Below are 19,630 nucleotides of genomic sequence, written 5' to 3'. Positions count from 1 at the left end.
TTTAAGAAGATGCCGCTTTGAGTGTTGGAGCAGTCTAAAGTTCGGAGCGGTCTTCGTCCCGGGAGGGAACCTTGACCAGGGCCTCGCCTTCCAGAACGACCACGTCGTCGACGCTGCAGATGCACGACAACCGGGCCCGGTTGCCCCGTTCCATCAGCTCTTCCACCTTCACAGTGACCAGGACATCGTCGCCGATCTTGACCGGCGCCTTGAAGTTCAGCGTCTGGGAAAGATAAATCGCGCCCGGGCCCGGCAGCCGTGTGCCGAGGACGGCGGAGATCAGGCTTGCCGTATAAAGGCCGTGGGCGATGCGGGTCTTGAAAGGCGTGCGCGCCGCGAAATGCTCGGACAGATGGATCGGGTTCCGGTCTCCCGAAACCTCCGCAAAGCCGACCACGTCAGAAGAACTCACATGCTTGAGCAGGGTTTCGGTCATGCCGACTTTAAGATCTTCGAAACAGAGTTTTTGCAGTTCAAGCATTGCGGACCTTTTGAGCTTTTGTCTTGAGGATTTCAAGCAGAGAGACCCTAGGCGAGCGGTGTTGCGGCGGCAATTGGGCTTTGGGCGAAGAAAAAACTTGTCTTATTAACGGTCTTTTCAGGGGCTTGGCGTAATTTCGCTTGAGTATGGGGAGGCGAGGACACGTGAAGTGTCTCTCTCCTTTGAAGTCAGAACGCGTTTCCACGGCCCAAGGCCAAGGGCCGCGCAGATTGACAGTATGGAGTAGATGATGGCCCTTGATCTTCAGATGCCGGTCCTCGTGGTCGATGACTACAAGACGATGATTCGGATCATTCGAAACCTGCTCAAGCAGCTGGGTTTTGAAGACATTGACGATGCAGCAGATGGCACCGAAGCGCTCGAAAAAATGAAGCAGCGCCGCTACGGTCTGGTGATTTCCGACTGGAACATGGAACCGATGACCGGCTACGAACTGCTGAAGCAGGTTCGTGCCGACGGCAGCCTCAGCAAGACACCGTTCATCATGGTGACGGCGGAATCCAAGACCGAAAACGTCATCGCGGCCAAGAAGGCCGGCGTGAACAACTACATCGTGAAGCCGTTCAATGCGCAGACATTGAAGGGCAAGATCGAAGCTGTCTTTTCCGACTAAAGCGGACGACAACGGCAGCCTCCGGCGCTTGGCCTGACCTGCCACCGGAATTGGAAGAGTTCGTTGACAAACTGGTGCGGGGGCATTGGCGCAACGGACTCCTGTTCTCTGTCCAAATCGTGATACCGGCCAAAACGTTATACCGGGTTTGCGACAGGGCACAGACTGGAAGCAAAGGCTGAGAAAATGGCCGCAATGTCCAAGGATAACGTGGCGCGAGTCATCGATTTCCTGCAAGAAAACAAAAACCGCGGCGGCGATGTATCCCTGTCCGATGTCATGCATCTGGCTGAGGTCATGTCCGGTTCGATGCACGAGGTCCTGACCAAGATCCAGCCTGCTGTCACCGAGGAATTGACCGCGATTGCGCGTGAAATCACCCGGATGAAGCAGGAAATCACGGATCTGCGTGCCGACGACATGAAAACCAGCCGTATTCCGGAAGCCGGACGCGAGCTGGATGCCATTGTCGAGGCCACCGAGGACGCGACCAACACGATCATGGAAGCGGCTGAAGAGATCATGAGTGCGGACGCAAGCGATCCGCAGGCTTACCAGGATTTCGTCAGCGGCAAGATGATCACGATTTTCGAAGCCTGCACGTTCCAGGACATCACCGGACAGCGGATTTCGAAAGTGGTATCCACGCTCAACTTCATCGACGAGCGCGTGTCGGCTTTCGTGGACAAGCTCCGGCTGCCGGAAGGTGCCGGTATTCCCGCCGAGGAAACCGAGGAGGAGCGCCGCAAGCGCGAACTCATCCTGCACGGGCCGCAGCATGCGGGCGAGGGCGTTTCCCAGTCGGATGTCGATGCCATGCTCGCCGAAGCCCAGAGCGAGATCGACAAGCTGTTCGACTGACCGGTTCCTGAAAACGGATTTTCTATAGAAAAAGCCGCCCTGACATCGGGGCGGCTTTTTTCGTTGATGGAACCGGAAAACTACCAGACCAGGCGCGGCACTGCGGCGCGGGCGGTCAGGCCCTCTTCCGCCAGCCGGCGGCGGATGAGATGTTCGTCCGGAGCATCGGTGGCGCCGAAATCCGATGCGTGAATGCCGCCGGAAATGAACAGGACGTCGATGTCCTGGGAGACCGCGCCGCGAATATCGGTCGGAAGGCCGTCGCCGATGGCAAGGACTTTCCGCTTGTCGGTGTCCTTGCCGCTGGCCTTGGCAACCCTGGCAAGGGCGGCCGCGTAGATCGGCGCGTGCGGCTTGCCGACGATCATCACGGTGCCGCCGAGATCTTCGTAGAGGCGGGCCAGCGCGCCAGCGCACCAGATCAGGTGCTCGCCGCGTTCCACGACGATGTCCGGATTGGCGCAGATCATCGGCAGGCCGCGGCCTGCGAGCGCCAGAAGCCGGTCGCGATAGTCGTCGGGTGTTTCGGTCTCGTCATCAAACAGCCCGGTACAGCAGATGATCTCCGCTTCACCTTCCGTGCCGAGCGCAACGCCGGTCCCTTCATAGACCGTCAGGTCACGGCCAGGGCCGATATGCAGCACTTTTGAGCCGGCATTCTGCGCCAGCAGTTCTCGGGTGACGTCGCCCGAAGTGACGATGTCGTCATAGGCCTCGTCCGGAACGCCAAGCTGGGCCAGCTGTTCGCGGACGGGCGGCGTGGGCCGTGGGGCATTGGTGATCAGGACGACGACACCGCCCGTTTCCTCGCGGAAGGCCCTCAGCGCCTTGTGCGCATGCTCGAAGGCGGCGACGCCGTTGTGCAGCACGCCCCAGACGTCGCACAGAACGGCGGAATAGTCGGCGGAAAGGGCTTCAAGGCCGGAAACAAGAAGCGGTGCAGAAGCGTTCATGATGGGTCACTCGGGGATGGTAGGATCTGGTAGACTGATTGGAATCGACAGCGATGCGCGGGCGGACCATATAGGAATGGTGCGTCGCGGGAAACCGCAGAAAGGGATTTGAATGCAGGTCAGACAGCTCGGCGAGGCGGTGATCAACCGGATCGCGGCCGGCGAGGTCATCGAGCGGCCGGCCAGCGTGATCAAGGAGCTTGTCGAAAATGCCGTCGATGCCGATGCGACATCCATCGATGTCGTGACGGCGGCCGGCGGCAAGACCCTTATGCGCGTGTCGGACAACGGTATCGGGATGCAGCGGGAAGACCTGCTGCTTGCGATCCGGCGCCATTGCACGTCCAAGATCTCCAATGACGATCTCTTCGATATCCGGAGCCTGGGATTTCGCGGCGAGGCCCTGCCGTCGATCGGCTCTGTGGCCCGCCTGGCGATCCAGACCCGGCACGCGGAAGACGACCATGCCTGGAGAATTGCCGTCGAAGGCGGCACCGAGACCCCGCCGGTTCCGGCCGCCAGAACCAAGGGCACACAGGTCGAGGTGCGGGATCTTTTCTTTGCCACACCTGCCCGGCTCAAGTTCCTGAAATCCGACCGGGCCGAAGCGGCCGCGATTACCGAGGTGGTCAAGCGCATCGCACTCGCCTATCCGGAGGTCGGTTTTTCCCTTTCAGGCGCCGATCGGCAGAGCCAGAGCTGGCCGGTCGCCCGCGGCGACGATCCGCGCCTGGCACGGATCGCCCAGGTCCTGGGGCAGGAATTCGTCGACAATGCCATGGAAATCGACGCGATGCGCGAAGGCGTGACGCTGACCGGGTTCGCCGGATTGCCGACCTTCCATCGGGGCAACGCTCAGCAGCAGTTCTTTTACGTCAATGGCCGTCCGGTGAAGGACAAGCTGCTTCTGTCGGGCCTGCGCGGCGCCTATGCGGATGTGCTTGCCCGCGATCGTCACCCGGTGGTGGTTCTGTTCATCGATCTCGATCCGGCGCTCGTCGACGTGAACGTACATCCGGCCAAGGCGGATGTCCGGTTTCGCGATCCCCAGCTGGTGCGCGGGCTTCTGGTCGGTGCAATCAAGCAGGCGCTGGTCCAGTCCGGGCACCGGTCGTCGACGTCGAACGCCGCCGTCGCCATGGAGGCGATCCGGTCCGGCGCGGTCGGCGCGGGTGCGCGGCCACACACCGGCTGGTCCGGCAGCTTCCAGCGCTCCGCCGGCTGGGACGCCTCCGCCTTTCGCCCTCATGCGACAGCCCCCGCTCCTCACGCCGGCGGCTTTGCCGAGCCTGCCCAGGCGTATTCAGCCGCGCTGGAAGAACAGGGCCTTGCCGAACTGGTTCGTCCCTCCGCGGATGCCAGGGCGCACGAGGAACTGGCGGAAGAAAACCGGACCCGGCTGCCGCTCGGCGCCGCCCGGGCGCAAGTGCACGAAACCTACATCATCGCCCAGACGGAAGACGGCGTGGTGATCGTCGATCAGCACGCCGCCCACGAACGTCTCGTCTATGAACGTCTGAAAGAGGCGCTTGCCAGCAAGCAGGTGGCCCGCCAGCTTCTGCTGATCCCGGAGATCATCGAGATGCCGGAAGAAGATGTCGGGCGTCTGGCCGAACGCGCCGCGGACCTGGAGGAGGTCGGCCTTGTTCTGGAGCCGTTCGGCCCGGGCGCCATCGCCGTGCGGGAAACGCCGGCCATGCTCGGCGACATGGATATCCGCGGCCTGGTCACGGATCTGGCCGACGAACTGGCCGAGTGGGATACGGCGACGGGCTTGAAAGAAAAACTCGACCATGTGGCGGCGACCATGGCCTGCCACGGATCGGTCCGGGCAGGCCGGCGCATGCGGCCGCAGGAAATGGACGCCCTGCTGCGCGACATGGAGGCGACTCCCCTGTCGGGCCAGTGCAATCACGGCCGTCCGACCTGGGTGGAGCTGAAGCTCTCCGATATCGAGCGGCTGTTCGGGCGGAAATAGCCCCTAGGCGGACTTTTTCGTGTGATCGGCCGAGGTGTCGTCTTCGTTGAGGGTGTCGAGGACTTCCTGCGGCACGGTCGTGCGCAGCCGGTTCAGAGGTTCGGGGTGGCCGATCAGGAAACCCTGGATCTCGTCGCAACCGTTCGATGCAAGCAGACGGAGCTTTTCCAGGTCTTCCACGCCTTCCGCCACGATGGTCATGTTTAGGACCTTGCCGAGACGAACGACGGTTTCGATGATGGCGAACGAACTGTAGTTCGATCCGGCTTCGCGAACGAACGACCGGTCGATCTTGATTGTGTCGAAGGGGAAGCGGCTCAGGTAGCCGAGCGACGAATAGCCCACGCCGAAATCGTCCAGCGCGACATTGACGCCGATGGTCTTCAACTGGGTCAGGATCGACAGCGCGCGCGCGTCGTCCTCGATGAGAAGGTTCTCGGTAATCTCCAGTTCCAGCCGGTGCGGCGGAACATTGGAGGCCTCGATTGCCGCGCGCACATCCTCGACGAAATCCGCATCACGGAACTGGACCGGGCTGACATTGATGCTGATGCGGGCATCGGGGATCCGGTCTGCGGCCGTCTTGAGCGCATCCCTCAGCACCCACTTTCCGATCGGAATGATCTGCCCGGAGCCTTCTGCAACGGCGATGAATTCCATCGGGCTGACCAACCCTTTTTCAGGATGGTTCCAGCGGATCAGGGCCTCGTAGGAATCGATGACGCCTGCGCGCAGGTTGAGCCGCGGCTGGAAGTAAAGCTCGAACTGTTCCTGGCTGATGGCCTCATGCATATCGCCTTCCAGTTCGCGGCGCTGGCGGACCTTGTCGCCCATGCCTTCCTGGAAGATGCAATAGGTGTGCCGGCCCAGGCTCTTGGCATTGTAAAGGGCGATATCGGCGTTCGAGATCAGTTGCTCGGCAATGGTCCCGTGCCGGCCGATCATGGCGACGCCGATGCTGGCGCTGGGCCGGATGATCAGGCCGTTGCCGCAATTGATCGGTTCGGACAGGCTGCGGACCAGCCTGTGCGCCATGTCCTCCGCCTGGTTGGCGAACTGGATCTTGTGCTGGATGATGGCGAATTCATCGCCGCCGAGGCGGGAAACGGTGTCGCAGGCGCGCGTTTGTTTGCGCAATCTTTCCGCGGTGATCCGGATCACCGTGTCGCCGATCGGATGTCCGTGCAGATCGTTGATGTCCTTGAACCGGTCCAGGTCGAGCAGCAAGAGGGCGGCCGTGTCGTTGCCGGTCAGAACCTGGTCGATCGCGTGATTGAGCTCCGCATTGAAAACCGCCCGGTTCGGAAGATCGGTCAGGGGGTCGTGCTGGGCCAGGTGCAGGATCTGGGCTTCCGCCTTCTTTCGGTCGCGCAGGTCGACCAGGGCCGAAACGCGGGTCGGAATACCGCGGTAGGAAATCACCCTGGTGCGGATTTCCACCGGAATCAGTTCACCGCTGCTGTGGGTGACCTGGAGTTCCCGGGGCTCCTTTTCGGCCTTGACCAGATGCTGTTCCAGATCTCCGGCGAGATCGGACTGCACGAATTCGTAAAGCCCGCGCATTTTCAGGCTTTCGACCGGGTGGCCGAGCAGATCTTCCAGGGCCGCGTTGCCGTCGAGGATCCGTCCGTCCACAGAAATGACAATCGCATCGAAGGTCGCGTTGGCAAGTGCCGACAGACGCTCCGCCTCTTCCCGGGTGCGTTTGGCGTCGGCCGCCTTCAGGTGAGCGGTTTCCTCGCTCTGGATCGTGTCCATCAGCGCATTGAACATGCGCGTCAGCCGTTCGGCATCATCGCCGGGCGTCACATCGAGGCGCATGGTGAGGTCGGCTTTGCCGGCGATCAGCCGGTCGAGGGCGTCCTCCACATGGCCTATCCCGAGCCGCGTGCCGTGCTCGGCCTCGTTCATACCGATTTCCTCAGCCTCCCGGTCGACGCGCAGGGGAACGAAGAGGCCGAGCAGTTTCAGCGACGCATAGCCGAGGCCGAAACACCAGACGAAATTGATTGCAACCCCTTCAAGCTGGACCAGGAACTGGGCGCCCCGGTCGTCGAGCGGGAGATTTTCCATGGGCGCGAGCAGGGCAAGACCCAGCGTTCCGCATACGCCGGCAATGCCGTGAACGGCGATCGCATTGACTGCGTCATCGATCCTGAGCCGTTCGATGAGGGTTGCCCCGAAGACACCGGCAGCGCCGCCGACAAGGCCGATGACGGCCGACGTGCCGGGGGTCAGGACATGGCAGCCGGCCGTAATCGCGACCAGCCCGCCGAGCATGCCGGAGATCGAGTTTTCCGGCAGGACGATCTTGTCGCGGTACCAGCCGAGCCCGTAGCCGATGGACGCGCCTGCCGCGGCGGCCACAACGGTGTTGACGATGATCAGCGGTACATCGCTGTTGGCGGCCAGTGTCGAGCCGCCGTTGAAGCCGATCCAGCCGACAAAAAGCAGGAAGGCGCCGGTCGTTGCCGTGGCGGCGCTGTGTCCCTGGATCCTGAGCGCCCGTCCGCTGGCGTCGAACCGGCCGACGCGCGGCCCGATCACGAGGCAGGCGGCCAGGGCAATCCAGCCGCCGGTTCCGTGAACGACGGTCGAGCCGGCGAAATCGACGAAGCCGCCTTCGGCGAGGAAGGCGCTGGTGTTGTGAACGACCGCGCTTCCCCAGGCCCAGTGGGCAAAGAAGGGATAGACCAGTCCGGCCGTGATCAGCGAGCAGCAGACATAGGCCGCCAGATGCATGCGCTCTGCGACGGCGCGGGAAATGATCGTTGCCGCGGTGCCGCAGAACATGACCTGAAAGGCGAAGACCGCAAACCACCAGGTATCCAGCCCCTGCAGCATGAAAAGCTTGCTGTCGATGCCGACCCAGTAGCCGTCCGACCGGCCGAACGCGAACATGAAGCCGACCGCGGCGAAGATCAGGACCGAAAACGTGAAGTCGAGCAGGTTTTTCTGCGCCACGTTGATGGAGTTCTTCGACCGGACCAGTCCGGTTTCCAAGAGCATGAAGCCGACCTGCATCAAGAGGACGAGCGCCGCGGCAATCATCACCCAGACGAGATCCAGCATGTGCTGAAGACCGGCGGCCGCGTCCTTTGAGACGGGTTCGGCATAGGCCTGTCCGCCCGGAACGAGCGAGAAGACGAGTAAAACGAAGAATAACCCGAACAGGTTACGGGTGAGCGTTTTCATGAACAGGCCCTGCGGTATTTGCGGGACCAGACTGGAGGCCAATTTCTTAAGTAGTGGTTTTCAAAGTGGAATTTGGTGAAATGAAAACGGCACTAATTTTAGGTCTATGATTAAAATTTGTGCGATTAGAGGCGTTGGAAATATTTTGTTTACCGGGATTAACGCCCGGGCCTCGAGTATTTACATCTGACGCAACGGAATAATTATCTCAGGATCTTGAAGAAGTTGCGCAGCGTTTCGGTTGCACGCCGTTCGCCGATGCCTGCATAGACTTCCGGAGCGTGGTGGCAGGTTTTTTGAGCAAAGAACCGGGTGCCGTGATCGACCGCGCCACCTTTTTCGTCGCCCGCGCCATAGTAGAGCCGGCGGATCCTGGCAAAGGAAATGGCTGCCGCGCACATCGGGCATGGCTCCAGCGTCACATACAGATCGCAGTCGGGGAGCCTCTGGGACTGTAGCGACCGGCAGGCCGTCCGGATGACCAGGACCTCGGCATGTGCCGTCGGATCGCTGAGTTCCAGGGTCCGGTTCCCGTCCCGGGCAAGGATTTCGCCATCCCTGACCAGGACGGCGCCGACGGGCACTTCGCCGCGTTCACCGGCGCGTTCGGCTTCTTCATGGGCTATATCCATGAAGGATTTCATGGAGCTTGCAGTGCTGTCGTTCGTCATTTGGGCGGCTGCGCGATGATGGATACTGCCCCTGTTCTATCGACGTGCGGGTTAAAAGTCAGCAGAGCGCCTGCCGGGCAGGCTTTGCCAAAATATTGCGGAAGATGAAAATGGGCGAACTTGCCGATTCCCGAAACGGCCAAGCTCTGCTATGACGCGCACATGACAACAGATCAGAATTCCCGCAAGCGCCGCCCCCCGCACCAGGGAGCCGGCGGAAAAAAGCGTGCCGCCGGTGCCCGCGATCATGCCGGACCGCGCAAGAACGACCGTCCGTCCGGACCGGGCGGGCCCAAGAACCGTTCGTTCGCTGCCAAAAAAGGCGCCCCGGCCCGCACGCAAAAGCGTGGCGACCGTCCGGAACCGGCTCCGTCTTTCCGGGACGAGGGCCAGGAGCGCGGTGAGCGCATCGCCAAGGTGATGGCGCGCGTCGGCCTGTGCTCCAGGCGCGAGGCGGAAAAGTGGATCGGGGCCGGCCGCGTGGAACTCAACGGCAAGGTGCTCGACACGCCCGCCGTTACGGTCACGGCGGGCGACAAGGTGTTGGTCGACGGCGAACCGCTGCCCCTTCGCGAGCGCACGCGGCTCTGGCTCTATCACAAGCCGCGCGGACTGGTGACGACCAACCGCGATCCGGAAGGCCGGCCGACCGTGTTCGACAGGCTGCCCGACGATCTGCCGCGTGTGCTGGCCGTGGGCCGGCTGGATATCAACACCGAAGGCCTGCTGCTGCTCACCAACGACGGCGGCCTGGCCCGCGTCCTGGAATTGCCTGCGACCGGATGGCTGCGCCGGTACCGGGTTCGTGCCTTCGGCAAGGTGACCCAGGCGGATCTCGACGGTCTGGCGGAGGGCATCGCCATCGACGGCGTTCTCTACGGGGCCATCGAGGCGACCCTGGACAAGGAACAGGGCGACAACGTCTGGCTGACGGTTGGCCTGCGTGAGGGCAAGAACCGGGAAGTCAAGCGGGTGCTGGAGCATCTCGGCCTTGCCGTGAACCGGCTGATCCGTCTCTCCTTCGGCCCGTTCCAGCTTCAGGATCTCGACGAAGGCGCTGTCCGCGAGATCCGCGGCCGGGTCCTGCGCGATCAGCTCGGTGACAAGCTGGCCGAGGAAGCCGGTGCCGATTTCGAAGCCCCGATCCTGCATGAGCCCAAGCCGGTTGCGGAGAAAAAGCCTGCCGGTGGCAGGGCGCGGTCTCAGGAAAAAGGCCGGCAGGACGGACCCAAAGGCAGCTGGATGACGGCCCGCGACGGGGCTGCGGCGACAACCCGGGGCAAGAAGGTACGCGGTACGTCCGGTCCCGGCGGGGGCGGCGACAAGCCCAAGCGGCGCAAGAATGCCGGTGAGCGCCAGGAAAAGATTTCGCCGCGCAGCCGGTTCCGGATGACATCGGAACCCAAGCCCCGGCGCGACTTCGAACGGGACGAGCCGCCGGCAGCGCCCAAACGCAAGATCTGGAGCGACGAGGGGCTGGTCGAGGACAAGCAGCAGGAAAGCCGGACATCACGTCCCAAACGCCCGCCCCGTGACGGAGGCCCGAGAGGAGGGCGCTCTTGAGGATTGTCGCCGGCCGCTTCAAGGGCGCTCAACTGGCCACGCCGCGCTCACAGGCGACGCGGCCGACGAGCGACCGCCTGCGCGAGACGGTTTTCAACATTCTCGCCCATGGCATCGGTCTGGACCTGGACGGCGTCCGGGTCCTGGATCTGTTTGCCGGAACCGGTGCGTTAGGTTTCGAAGCCGTCAGCCGGGGTGCGCGCCACTGCACCTTTATCGAGGATGCCGCCGAAGCACGCGGCGTCATCCGCAAGAACATGGAAGCGCTCGGTCTTAACGGCGCCGCGAAGATCCTGCGCCGGGACGCGACACGGCTCGGTGACTCGGGGACGATCGAACCCTTCGGTCTGGTTTTCGCCGATCCGCCCTACGGCAAGGGGCTCGGAGAGCGGGCGCTGGCGTCGGCGGCAGCCGGCGGCTGGATCAGGTCCGGCGCGATCTGCGTCCTGGAAGAACGGGCGAACGCGCTTTTCGAACTGCCCGATGGGTTTGAGGAACTGGACCGTAGAACCGCCGGAGACAGCCAGGTCATCTTCCTGCGTTTCTCCTAGGACCCGACTTTAGGGCCCGGCCTTACGATCCACCGGGCATCATCACATAGACGGTCTTCTGCGTTGGCAGCTTGTCCCGTCTTGCGATGAGCAACGGGTCCGTCGCCATCTGCACGTCATAGCCGTCCGCTGTCGCCCGCGCCATGAAGGTCTCCAGCGCTCCGGCGAAATGGAAATGCATCGGAATGACCAGTGCCGGCCGGATCGCGGCCAGGACATCCATCAGGCTGTCGATCCGCAAGGTCGAGGTGTTGTCGATGGCGGCGAAGACGATGTCGATCTGTCCCAGACGCGTCAGATCCTCCTGGGTCAGCCGCTGATGCAGATGGCCCAGATGCGCGATGCACAGGTCGGCGACTTCAAAAATGAAGATTGAATTTCCAAGCCGGCGGACCTCTCCGTCCCAGCCGCGGATATTGGTCTGGATATTGCGGATCCGGACATCGCCCACGGTGAGATCGTGGTCGATCGGCCCGCCTTGCCGGTTCCATCCGTAAAGCAGGTGCTCGATGGCGGGATCCGGGGCCAGGGAATAGTGAGTGGAATGGGCGCCGTTCATGGTTGCGACCGTCGGCACGCGGCGCGGCCTGACACTGTCGTTGTAATCCGTCGCAATCCGGATGCCTTTCGGCGTTTCGAGTTCGAAGGTGGAATGGCCGATATAGCGGATCTGGACCTCGTTCGGCGCGAGAGCGACCCGGACGGGACGCGGTCCGAAAGCAGGCGCATTGTCCGCAATCAGCTGGCAGACCGCGGATGCGGGGGTTGAAATCACAATGGAAAACAGGGTCGCAAGGAACGCGTAGATGTGCCGGCGCGGCAACGTATTTGAAAGAGGTCTCAAGACGGTTCCTCCGGCAGGTTGGCCGGTGCATCCAAAGCCCGAATGCCGATATACCGTAAGGTTAGGGCAGCCGCCGGCCGTTGCAAGCCTATTCTCGCGCCACCATGACAGTCGTGAGCGCCGCGTTCCTGCAACGGAAAGAATTGGCAACCGTTCCGGGAGGGAAACTTTTATAAGATCGGAACGGTTGCCAGGTGGGGGCGGGTGGGAGGAAGAACCAGCCCCGGAAAATCAGATCCGGATAGTCAAACCTTGTGCAGACTGATCTGCCGCTTCGGTATCCGGGAAGACATGTAGGTGTCGCTTGCAAGCGTCGCAGCCATGTTCGTCGCCTGGAAGTGAATGAGTTCGCCTGCGTGACCGGCTTCTTCGACCAGACTGCGCCGGCTGCACTGGCTTGCGATCGTCAGGCCCAGCCTGCGCAGGTGCGAGCGCCGATAGCAGTAGACCGCGAGCCGGCCGCGCTGGTCGTCCGGCAAGGCGTTCGTCTGTTGAGTGACATCGGTCGGCGTCAGGCGCAGAAGCGTGTTCAAAAATTCCTCAGCGACCGGACATCCCTCTATGTCTATTGACCCAGAAACCCGAGGCATCGATCAAAGTCCCCTTTAGCATGAGACTAGGGTCGCGTTTTGGAATTAATTTTTTATTAATTCGGACGTCCGGTAAAATAATTAGGTAGTACTGTCAGTTATTTATAGTTGCGATATCTCTGTGTTTTCATTGGTAAAACTATGGAGGATGAGCTCTTGGAGCTGAGCGCTCAAATGACCTCGCAGAGGCGCCGTCCGTTCCAAAATGTCCTTTGTTTTCAGGAAGTCCAGCACACGGACGTTGTCGTGTTCCGGCTGGACGAGGATATCCGGACGCTGTTGTTGCAGTTTTCCCGCGGTAATACTCTGCATCAGGATTTGCGATGTGCCGAAAATGGATTCCATGGAGGTCGGAACATCGCGGCCCGGCTGTCTGACCGGAGCGCCGACCACATCGACCGCGACGACGATGTCGCATTCCGCAGGCAGCCGGTCGAAGGGAAGAGGATTGATCACGCCGCCGTCGATCAGGATCCGGCCTTGGCGCTCGACTGGCTTGAAAACCGCCGGAATTGCGATGGAGGCCGCGATCGCCGGCAGGAGCGGGCCGGAGCCGATAACCACTTCCGAGCAGCCGTAAAAGTCCGTTGCCATGACATTGAGCGGTATGGCGAGGTCTTCAAACGTGCCGGGAAGATAGTCTCCGAGGAAGACATCGAGCACCTTCAGCGGATCGAAGGTGACCAGGTTGCCATTGAAGACTTCCACGAAGCGCTTCGGCCGCAGCTTCCACAGATGAGACAGAACCGTGTTGCGGTCCGCAAATGTCTGCAGCGCAATCCGGCGGATGTCCGCGCCGGCCAGTCCGCTTGCGTAGGCCGCGCCCATGATTGCGCCGATGGAGGATCCGGTGATCGCATAAGGCCGGATGCCCAGGTCGTCGAAGGCCTCCAGCACCGGTATGTGCGATATGCCCCGGGCACCACCGCCCCCCAGGGCAAGGCCTATGCGCGGTTGCGTCATGGATCGGTCTCTCCTTTGCTTTGCGGATTGAAGGTGGGGATTGTAACCGCAAACGGCAACGTCCTGCCGGTGCGGGGAAACATGCGGCCCGGGATGCGAAGGAAAGAGGGAAAGACGGTGCCGACGGGGCAGGCGCCGAAGATCAGATCATGGAAACGAGCTCTTCAGGGGCATCCTGAAGCCAGTCCGTGATTGCCTCATAGGGCATCGGCCGGGCGATATAGTAACCCTGGACCGAGAAGTCGCCCATCATCTGGAGCCGGTCGATTTGCGCTTCCGTTTCGACGCCTTCGCAGATCAGGCCGATATTGAGCGCCCGGGCCAGGTGGATCAGCTGATTGACCACGATTTCCTTGCGGTTGTCATCGAGGATCTGGGCCGTGAAGGAGCGATCGATCTTGAGGCCGTTGATCGGCAGGTCCGCCACATGGGACAGCGAGGCATAACCGGTGCCGAAATCGTCCAGCTCGATATGTACGCCGAGCCGGTGCAATTCGTCGAGAACCAGGACGTTGTCGGTGCGGCTGTTGTCGAGGAAGACCGATTCCAGCACTTCCGCGGTGATCTTTTCCGGCCCGACACCGTGCCGCTCCATGGCCTTGTTGAAGTCGTGAAGCAGGGTGCCCGACGTGAGATGCGAGGGCGATAGGTTGACGGCGATGCGCCCGAAGTCCACGCCGAGGTCCTGCCACGACCGGGCCGCGGCCAGGGCCTTGTTGATCACGATTTCGCCGAGCGTGGAGGCGAGGTTGGATTTCTCCACGACAGGCAGGAAGGCGCCGGGCCCGAGCGTGCCGCGGGTCGGGTGCTGCCAGCGCACCAGAGCCTCGATGCCGGTCACCCGCTGGGTGCGGATATTGACCTGGGGCTGGAACACGAGGAAGAACTCGTCGCGCCGGATCGCCTGGCGCAGTTCCTTGTCCATCCGGGCTTCTTCGTCGCTGTCGATCTTCATGTCGCTGGTGAAGTAGCTCCAGCGGTCCTTGCCGTTGTCCTTCGACCGGTAAAGGGCCAGGTCGGCGTGAACCAGAAGGGTGCCGAAGTCCTCTCCGTCTTCCGGGCAGCGGGCCACGCCCATGCTGACGGACGGCCAGATCTGGTTGCCTTCGAATTCCATGGGCGCGCGCATGACCACGTTCAGCCGTTCGCACAGTTCTTCCGGATCGGAGTCCGGACCTTCGGCGATCACGACGAATTCGTCGCCGCCCCAGCGATAGGCGGTGCCCAGTCCGACGCAGCACAGTTTGAGCCGTTCGCCGACCTCGTCGAGGCAGCTGTCGCCGGCCGTGTGTCCCAGCGTGTCGTTGATGCGCTTGAAGTTATCCAGGTCCATATGGATGATGAATGCCGGCCGGTCGGGATTTTCCGGATCGAACCGGCGCTCTGCTTCGCGCTGGCAGCCAGCCCGGTTCGGCAACTGGGTCAGGGCATCGAAATAGGCCATCCGTTCGGCCTTTTCCCGGGCCGCCTGGGTTTCCTGCTCGCGCGCCATCCGTTCGGAAATGTCATTGGCGATGGCAACGATGAGATCCTTGTTGCGCTCGCGGTGGACCTGCAGGCGGACCTCGACCGGATATTCCGAACCGTCTTTCCGCTTCAGCACGCCTTCGATGTTCAGGAGCGCTTTCTCGCCACTTATAAGAGGCCGGATGAGATTGCGGTAATACTCTTCCGAATAGTCCGGATTGATGTTCCACGCATGCATGATCTGCAGCTCTTCCATCGAGTAACCGAGATTCTCGCGGGCGCATTTGTTTGCATGTTCGAACAGGAACGAGTTTGCATCGAAGACGTAGACTTCATTCAGGGAAGCTTCGAGAATACCTGCCAGGCGCTGGTTCTGCTCCTGGGCGGTGTGCCAGTCCGTGATGTCATGGGTCGTCCCGATGACGCGGGACGCCACGCCGTGTTCATCGGCGATGACATAGCCGCGCACGCGCAGGTATCGGATCGAGCCGTCACGCCGGACGATCTGGTGCTCGAAGTCGAAATCGGCGCATTCCTTGATCGCCTTGTCGAGACAAGCCTCGACATAGGGGCGTTCCGGTGGCGGGATGATCCGGTAAAGATATTGTCTGGCGACGACCGGGTCCGTATCGCCCGGCAGACCGACGATCCGGAACATTTCCTGTGTCCAGTGCAGCTCACCGCCGATCAGGTCGCGCTCCCAGCTTCCGATGGCTGCGATCTTTTGTGCTTCGATGAGCCTGTGCCGGCTTTGTTCCAGTTCCTTGGTATTGGCTTCGACTTCGCTTTCCAGTTTTTGCCGCGTTTCGCGGATCGAGTTCTGAAGCGCAAAAATCAGGCGTTTGAAGACGAACCAGGACAAGGTCGCAAGGATGATGCCGATCAGGAGCGACACGCCGGTGCTCTCGGCGAAGGACCGGAAACTGTCGGTAATGTCGTGCAGCAGGACCAGCGTGCTCGGCTTGCTGCCGTCGGCCATGGTCAGCGGAAAACTCGACAGGACTTTCAGGCGGCCATGATCCAGGAACAGCCTCGACAGCAGCGAATTTGCGGCGAAATTCTTCTCCAGAGATGTCTCGATGCCATCGGGAAGGCGTCCGGGGGTCGCTTTCAGATAGGCAAAGCTTCCGGCGCTGACCCAATCGCCCGACCGCGAGGTAAGTCTTGGATTTTTCGCGACATACTGCCCGGAGTAGACCTCCAGCACTTCCGTGTTCAACGATGAACCGATCAATGCCATCGGCCGGCGCAGGTCCATGGACAGTTTGATGAAACCGATCAGCTTGCCGTCCACCTTCCACGGACGAACGGCAGCGATGGCGGTCTGCCCGATGTCGTCCGGCTCAAACCCCCGGGTGACGCGGTCGACCGTTTTCGCAAGGCGGACGAGATAGGTGGTCTCCGCCTTTTCGAACAGGCCCGGCTCGAAGACCTGGAACTCATGAGACAGATCCGCGTCGTAGATGGTGAACTGGGAGACGTCGTGAAACGTTTTCATTTCCACGAGCAGCCTGGAGGCGGCGGACCGGATCTTGTCCGTGCTGCCGCTTTCCACGGCCTCGATCATGGCGCTGTTGGTGGTAATGCCCAGAAGCGTTTGTTCGAGCCCGGACGTGCTGATTGCCTTTTGATGCTGAAGCAGTTTTTCCGCCGTTGCGGTCGCCTGATCCAGCGGTGCTTCCAGATTGTGATATTCATTTACGAAGTTCTGCGTCGACAGGGCTGCGACGGTCAGAAAGAGAAAAAGCAGAAAAACCGCCTTGAGGGGCTTGGCGATCTGACGGCCATCCGCGGTCCAGTCGCGCAATATCCGGTCGAGGCGCGCGGAAAACCGCGCTCCGTACGAACGATTGCCATTGGTGTTCGACGATTGAACTTCGACGCCCACAACTAACTCCCCGGCAGCATTCCGCTGCTTTTCCTGTGATGTTGATGCGTCAGCACTGGCTGCCCAATCGAGGATTTCTTGTCTCTGGTTTCCTCGAAATGGCTTAAGACGCACCATCAACGCCAAGCAATTTACACGGCACAAGTTAACCCGGATTGAATCCGCCAAGATTAACCAGCTAGTAACTTATGGGGCGGGCAGTAAAAATTCCGATCTACGCTAATAGGCCCTCTGAAAATGCAATTGATCAGGGCATCCGAAAAGTCCGGAGAACAAGGCGTAAAGGTTGAATATCCGGGGAAAACTTGGAGTTTTCAGCGTGTGAGGTAAAGCCTGCTGCTGTCGGGCTGATTCTGTTGTAATGTCTATGTTTCAGGTTGTTTCCGATGTTCCGAATATGGAAGGCCGGCGCGCAAAAGTAATGGCTGCAAGCGTATTGGCCTCAAGATCGGCTGTTATTAGAATAATTTTCTCCTGTGCTCATGCGTCCTTTTCTAGGAAAGGCAAAAGCTTTTGCAGGAGTTCTTCCGGATTTTCTTCCGCCATGAAATGACCGCCGCCGATCGCGGTGCCCTGTGCGTCGCTTGCCCATCGCCGCCAGACATCGAGGGGCGTTTCGCCCGATTGGGCGATCCCGGCGCCGCCCCACAGGGCAAGCAGTGGAACATCGATCTTGCGTCCTGCCTCCACATCCGCCTTGTCGTGGTCCAGATCGATGGTTGCGCCGGCGCGATAGTCTTCACAGGTGGCCGCGATCCGGTCCGCTTGGCTGAAGAACGCGTGATAATGGGCAAGCGCATCCGGATGAAAGGCGGAAAGGTCCTTTGCAGCGGTCCAGCTTGCCAGCGTGTGATCCAGATAGTAGTCGGCCGATGCGGCGATCATGTTTTCCGGAAAGGGAGCCGGCTGCGCCAGGAAGGCCCAGTGATAGATCTTGAGCGCGAAGGCCCGGTCCATCCGTCGCCAGTAATCGAAGGTCGGCAGAATATCGAGGACGGCGACCCTGGTAAGGCGGTCCGGGTGATCGAGCGCCATGCGGTAGCTGACCCGGGCGCCGCGGTCGTGTCCGACAAGGGCAAAGCGATCATGTCCCAGGGCCGACATCAGATCGATCATTGCATTTCCCGCGGCCCGTTTGGAGTAGGCCGCATGATCGTCGCTGAGGGCCGGGATGGATGACCGGCCGTAACCGGGCAGATCGGGGATCACCAGCGTGAAGCGTTTGGCAAGCTCCGGCGCCACCTTGTGCCACATGGCATGGGACTGCGGATATCCGTGGACCAGAAGCAGGGGAAGTCCCCGGCCGCCCACGCGGCAGAACAGGCTGCCGGACCGGGTTTCGACGTGCCGGGTTTCGAAGCCTGGAAACAGGTCCGGCAATGCGGCTTCCGACATGTGATCTCTCCCTGGACTGTTATTTTCGACGGGAGATTTGCACGGGCGAAATGGGCGTGCAAGTCGCGATCTTCCTGCCCCTGAGGCAGCTTTCGGCTATCCTAGGACGACTTCTCCCGCTCGATCGCGCGCCATCCGATATCGGAGCGGCAGAAACCTTCCGGCCAGTCGATTCTGGCGATGGCCGCATAGGCCTTGTCCCGGGCGTCGCGAACGGTTTTTCCCACCGCGGTGACGTTCAGAACACGGCCGCCGTTCGCGAGGATCCTGTCCCCGTCGGCCCTTGTTCCCGCGTGGAAGATCTCGATATCCGGATCCTGTGCCGCTGCCTCGAGATTCCGGATCTCCGTGCCCTTCCGGTAGGCGCCGGGATACCCCTTTGCCGCCATGACCACAGTCATGGCGACGTCGTCCTTCCAGCGGGCGGAGACCTTGTCCAGGGTTCCGTCCGCCGCGGCGAGCATCAGGGTCAGGATATCGTCTTTCAGCCTGACCATCAGGACCTGGCATTCCGGATCGCCGAAGCGGGTGTTGTATTCGATCAGCTTCGGCCCGTCGTCGGTAATCATCAGCCCGGCATAAAGCACACCCTTGAACGGGGTGCCGCGCCGGGCCATCGTTGCGACGGTCGGTTCGATGATGTCCGACAGGGTGCGGGCGACAAGGTCCTCGGTCATGACCGGGGCGGGTGAATAGGCGCCCATGCCACCGGTATTGGGGCCCTGATCGCCGTCAAAGGCGCGCTTGTGATCCTGTGCGGTGGCAAGCGGCAGAGCGGTGGTGCCATCGACAAGCACGAAGAAACTCGCCTCTTCGCCGGTCAGAAATTCCTCGATGACCACCTCGGCGCCGGCGTCGCCGAAACTGCCGTCAAAGCAGGCCTCGACGGCTTCAAGCGCTTCGTCCAGCGTCATTGCCACGACAACGCCCTTTCCCGCAGCCAGCCCGTCGGCCTTGACGACGATCGGAGCGCCTTTTTCCCGGATGTAGGCCAGAGCCGGATCCTTGGCGTCAAACCTGGCGTAAGCCGCTGTCGGAATGCCGGCTTCGTCGCAGACACCCTTGGTAAAGGCCTTGGAGCCTTCCAGTTGGGCGGCCGCTCTGGTCGGGCCGAAGGCCTTGATGCCGGCTGCGGACAAATCATCGACAAGGCCTGCAACGAGTGGCGCTTCCGGGCCCACGACGACGAAATCGATCGCCTTGTCCTTACAGAAACCGATCACGGCCCCGTGGTCTTCGACGTCCACGGACACGAGGTCTGCGACCTGCGCGATCCCGGCGTTGCCCGGCGATGCATAAAGCTTTGTCAGAAGCGGCGAATTGGAAATCGCCCAGGCCAGGGCGTGTTCGCGGCCACCGGATCCGATCAGGAGGATGTTCATGGCGGGCTGTCTCTCAAGGCATTGCGGATGCGCCGCCGGAACTCCGGTTCCCGCAGCGTGGTCAGATCCGCGGTCACCTAGCATGCCGGGTCAGGATCGGCAATGCGAACGCGGCGGTCTGCCAACAGCCGCATGGGTTGCCGGGACCGATTCCCTAAGGGAAGGTTGCATAATTTTTGCAACAAATTGAACATAAAGCAGTCAGCGCCCTCTT

At 61.5% G+C, this 19,630-nt stretch carries 15 protein-coding genes; 5 read left to right on the top strand and 10 right to left on the bottom strand.

Annotated elements, in window-relative coordinates; translation table 11 throughout:
* Positions 1–34: 34 nt before the first annotated feature.
* Entirely contained in the window at positions 35–481 is a 447-nt protein-coding gene (locus HK439_RS07505) for a MaoC family dehydratase (RefSeq protein WP_190290775.1), read from the bottom strand.
* A gap of 250 nt (positions 482–731) precedes the next feature.
* Here HK439_RS07505 and HK439_RS07500 point away from each other — a divergent pair, with 250 nt between their 5' ends.
* Positions 732–1,115, top strand: a complete 384-nt coding sequence (locus HK439_RS07500; RefSeq protein WP_006935666.1) for a response regulator — start codon at positions 732–734, stop codon at positions 1,113–1,115.
* A gap of 195 nt (positions 1,116–1,310) precedes the next feature.
* Positions 1,311–1,976 (top strand): chemotaxis protein, encoded by a 666-nt coding sequence (locus HK439_RS07495; protein WP_190290774.1) that lies wholly within the window; start codon positions 1,311–1,313, stop codon positions 1,974–1,976.
* Between the two features lie 80 nt (positions 1,977–2,056).
* Here HK439_RS07495 and HK439_RS07490 read toward each other — a convergent pair whose 3' ends face one another.
* Positions 2,057–2,929: a TIGR01459 family HAD-type hydrolase gene (locus tag HK439_RS07490; protein WP_190290773.1), complete on the bottom strand. Its 873-nt coding sequence runs from the start codon at positions 2,927–2,929 to the stop codon at positions 2,057–2,059.
* A gap of 112 nt (positions 2,930–3,041) precedes the next feature.
* Between HK439_RS07490 and mutL the strand changes: the two genes are divergently transcribed.
* The gene (gene mutL, locus HK439_RS07485) at positions 3,042–4,907 is read left to right on the top strand and encodes a DNA mismatch repair endonuclease MutL (RefSeq protein ID WP_190290772.1); all 1,866 of its coding nucleotides are present in this window, start codon (positions 3,042–3,044) and stop codon (positions 4,905–4,907) included.
* Between the two features lie 3 nt (positions 4,908–4,910).
* Here mutL and amt read toward each other — a convergent pair whose 3' ends face one another.
* A complete protein-coding gene (gene amt / locus HK439_RS07480; RefSeq protein ID WP_209011633.1) occupies positions 4,911–8,102 on the bottom strand; it encodes an ammonium transporter in 3,192 nt (1,063 codons plus the stop codon).
* Positions 8,103–8,305: 203 nt separating this feature from the next.
* Positions 8,306–8,773, bottom strand: a complete 468-nt coding sequence (locus tag HK439_RS07475) for a nucleoside deaminase (RefSeq protein WP_235987678.1) — start codon at positions 8,771–8,773, stop codon at positions 8,306–8,308.
* 162 nt (positions 8,774–8,935) lie between these two features.
* Here HK439_RS07475 and HK439_RS07470 point away from each other — a divergent pair, with 162 nt between their 5' ends.
* The gene (locus HK439_RS07470) at positions 8,936–10,336 is read left to right on the top strand and encodes a pseudouridine synthase (RefSeq protein WP_190290771.1); all 1,401 of its coding nucleotides are present in this window, start codon (positions 8,936–8,938) and stop codon (positions 10,334–10,336) included.
* Positions 10,333–10,887, top strand: a complete 555-nt coding sequence (rsmD, locus tag HK439_RS07465) for a 16S rRNA (guanine(966)-N(2))-methyltransferase RsmD (protein WP_190290770.1) — start codon at positions 10,333–10,335, stop codon at positions 10,885–10,887. The genes HK439_RS07470 and rsmD overlap by 4 nt, the downstream gene beginning before the upstream one ends.
* Positions 10,888–10,909: 22 nt before the next feature.
* On the opposite strand, the gene HK439_RS07460 is transcribed toward rsmD, so the two are convergent.
* The 6 genes from HK439_RS07460 to purD form a co-directional block, all read right to left on the bottom strand.
* A complete protein-coding gene (locus tag HK439_RS07460; protein WP_209011632.1) occupies positions 10,910–11,731 on the bottom strand; it encodes an MBL fold metallo-hydrolase in 822 nt (273 codons plus the stop codon).
* A 245-nt stretch (positions 11,732–11,976) separates the two neighbouring features.
* Positions 11,977–12,264, bottom strand: coding sequence for a hypothetical protein (locus HK439_RS07455; protein ID WP_209011631.1), 288 nt, complete (start codon positions 12,262–12,264; stop codon positions 11,977–11,979).
* Positions 12,265–12,423: 159 nt separating this feature from the next.
* Positions 12,424–13,284 (bottom strand): patatin-like phospholipase family protein, encoded by an 861-nt coding sequence (locus HK439_RS07450; RefSeq protein WP_190290769.1) that lies wholly within the window; start codon positions 13,282–13,284, stop codon positions 12,424–12,426.
* Between the two features lie 142 nt (positions 13,285–13,426).
* Entirely contained in the window at positions 13,427–16,639 is a 3,213-nt protein-coding gene (locus tag HK439_RS26830; protein ID WP_209011630.1) for a putative bifunctional diguanylate cyclase/phosphodiesterase, read from the bottom strand.
* 480 nt (positions 16,640–17,119) lie between these two features.
* Positions 17,120–18,034 (bottom strand): alpha/beta fold hydrolase, encoded by a 915-nt coding sequence (locus HK439_RS07440; protein ID WP_190290767.1) that lies wholly within the window; start codon positions 18,032–18,034, stop codon positions 17,120–17,122.
* Between the two features lie 101 nt (positions 18,035–18,135).
* Positions 18,136–19,416, bottom strand: coding sequence for a phosphoribosylamine--glycine ligase (gene purD / locus HK439_RS07435; protein WP_190290766.1), 1,281 nt, complete (start codon positions 19,414–19,416; stop codon positions 18,136–18,138).
* Positions 19,417–19,630: the final 214 nt, after the last annotated feature.

This window comes from Roseibium aggregatum, from assembly GCF_014692675.1.
Taxonomy (GTDB): domain Bacteria; phylum Pseudomonadota; class Alphaproteobacteria; order Rhizobiales; family Stappiaceae; genus Roseibium; species Roseibium aggregatum_C.
The sequence above is the reverse complement of the archived record's forward strand: the minus strand, read 5'-3'. Positions and strand labels throughout refer to the sequence as shown.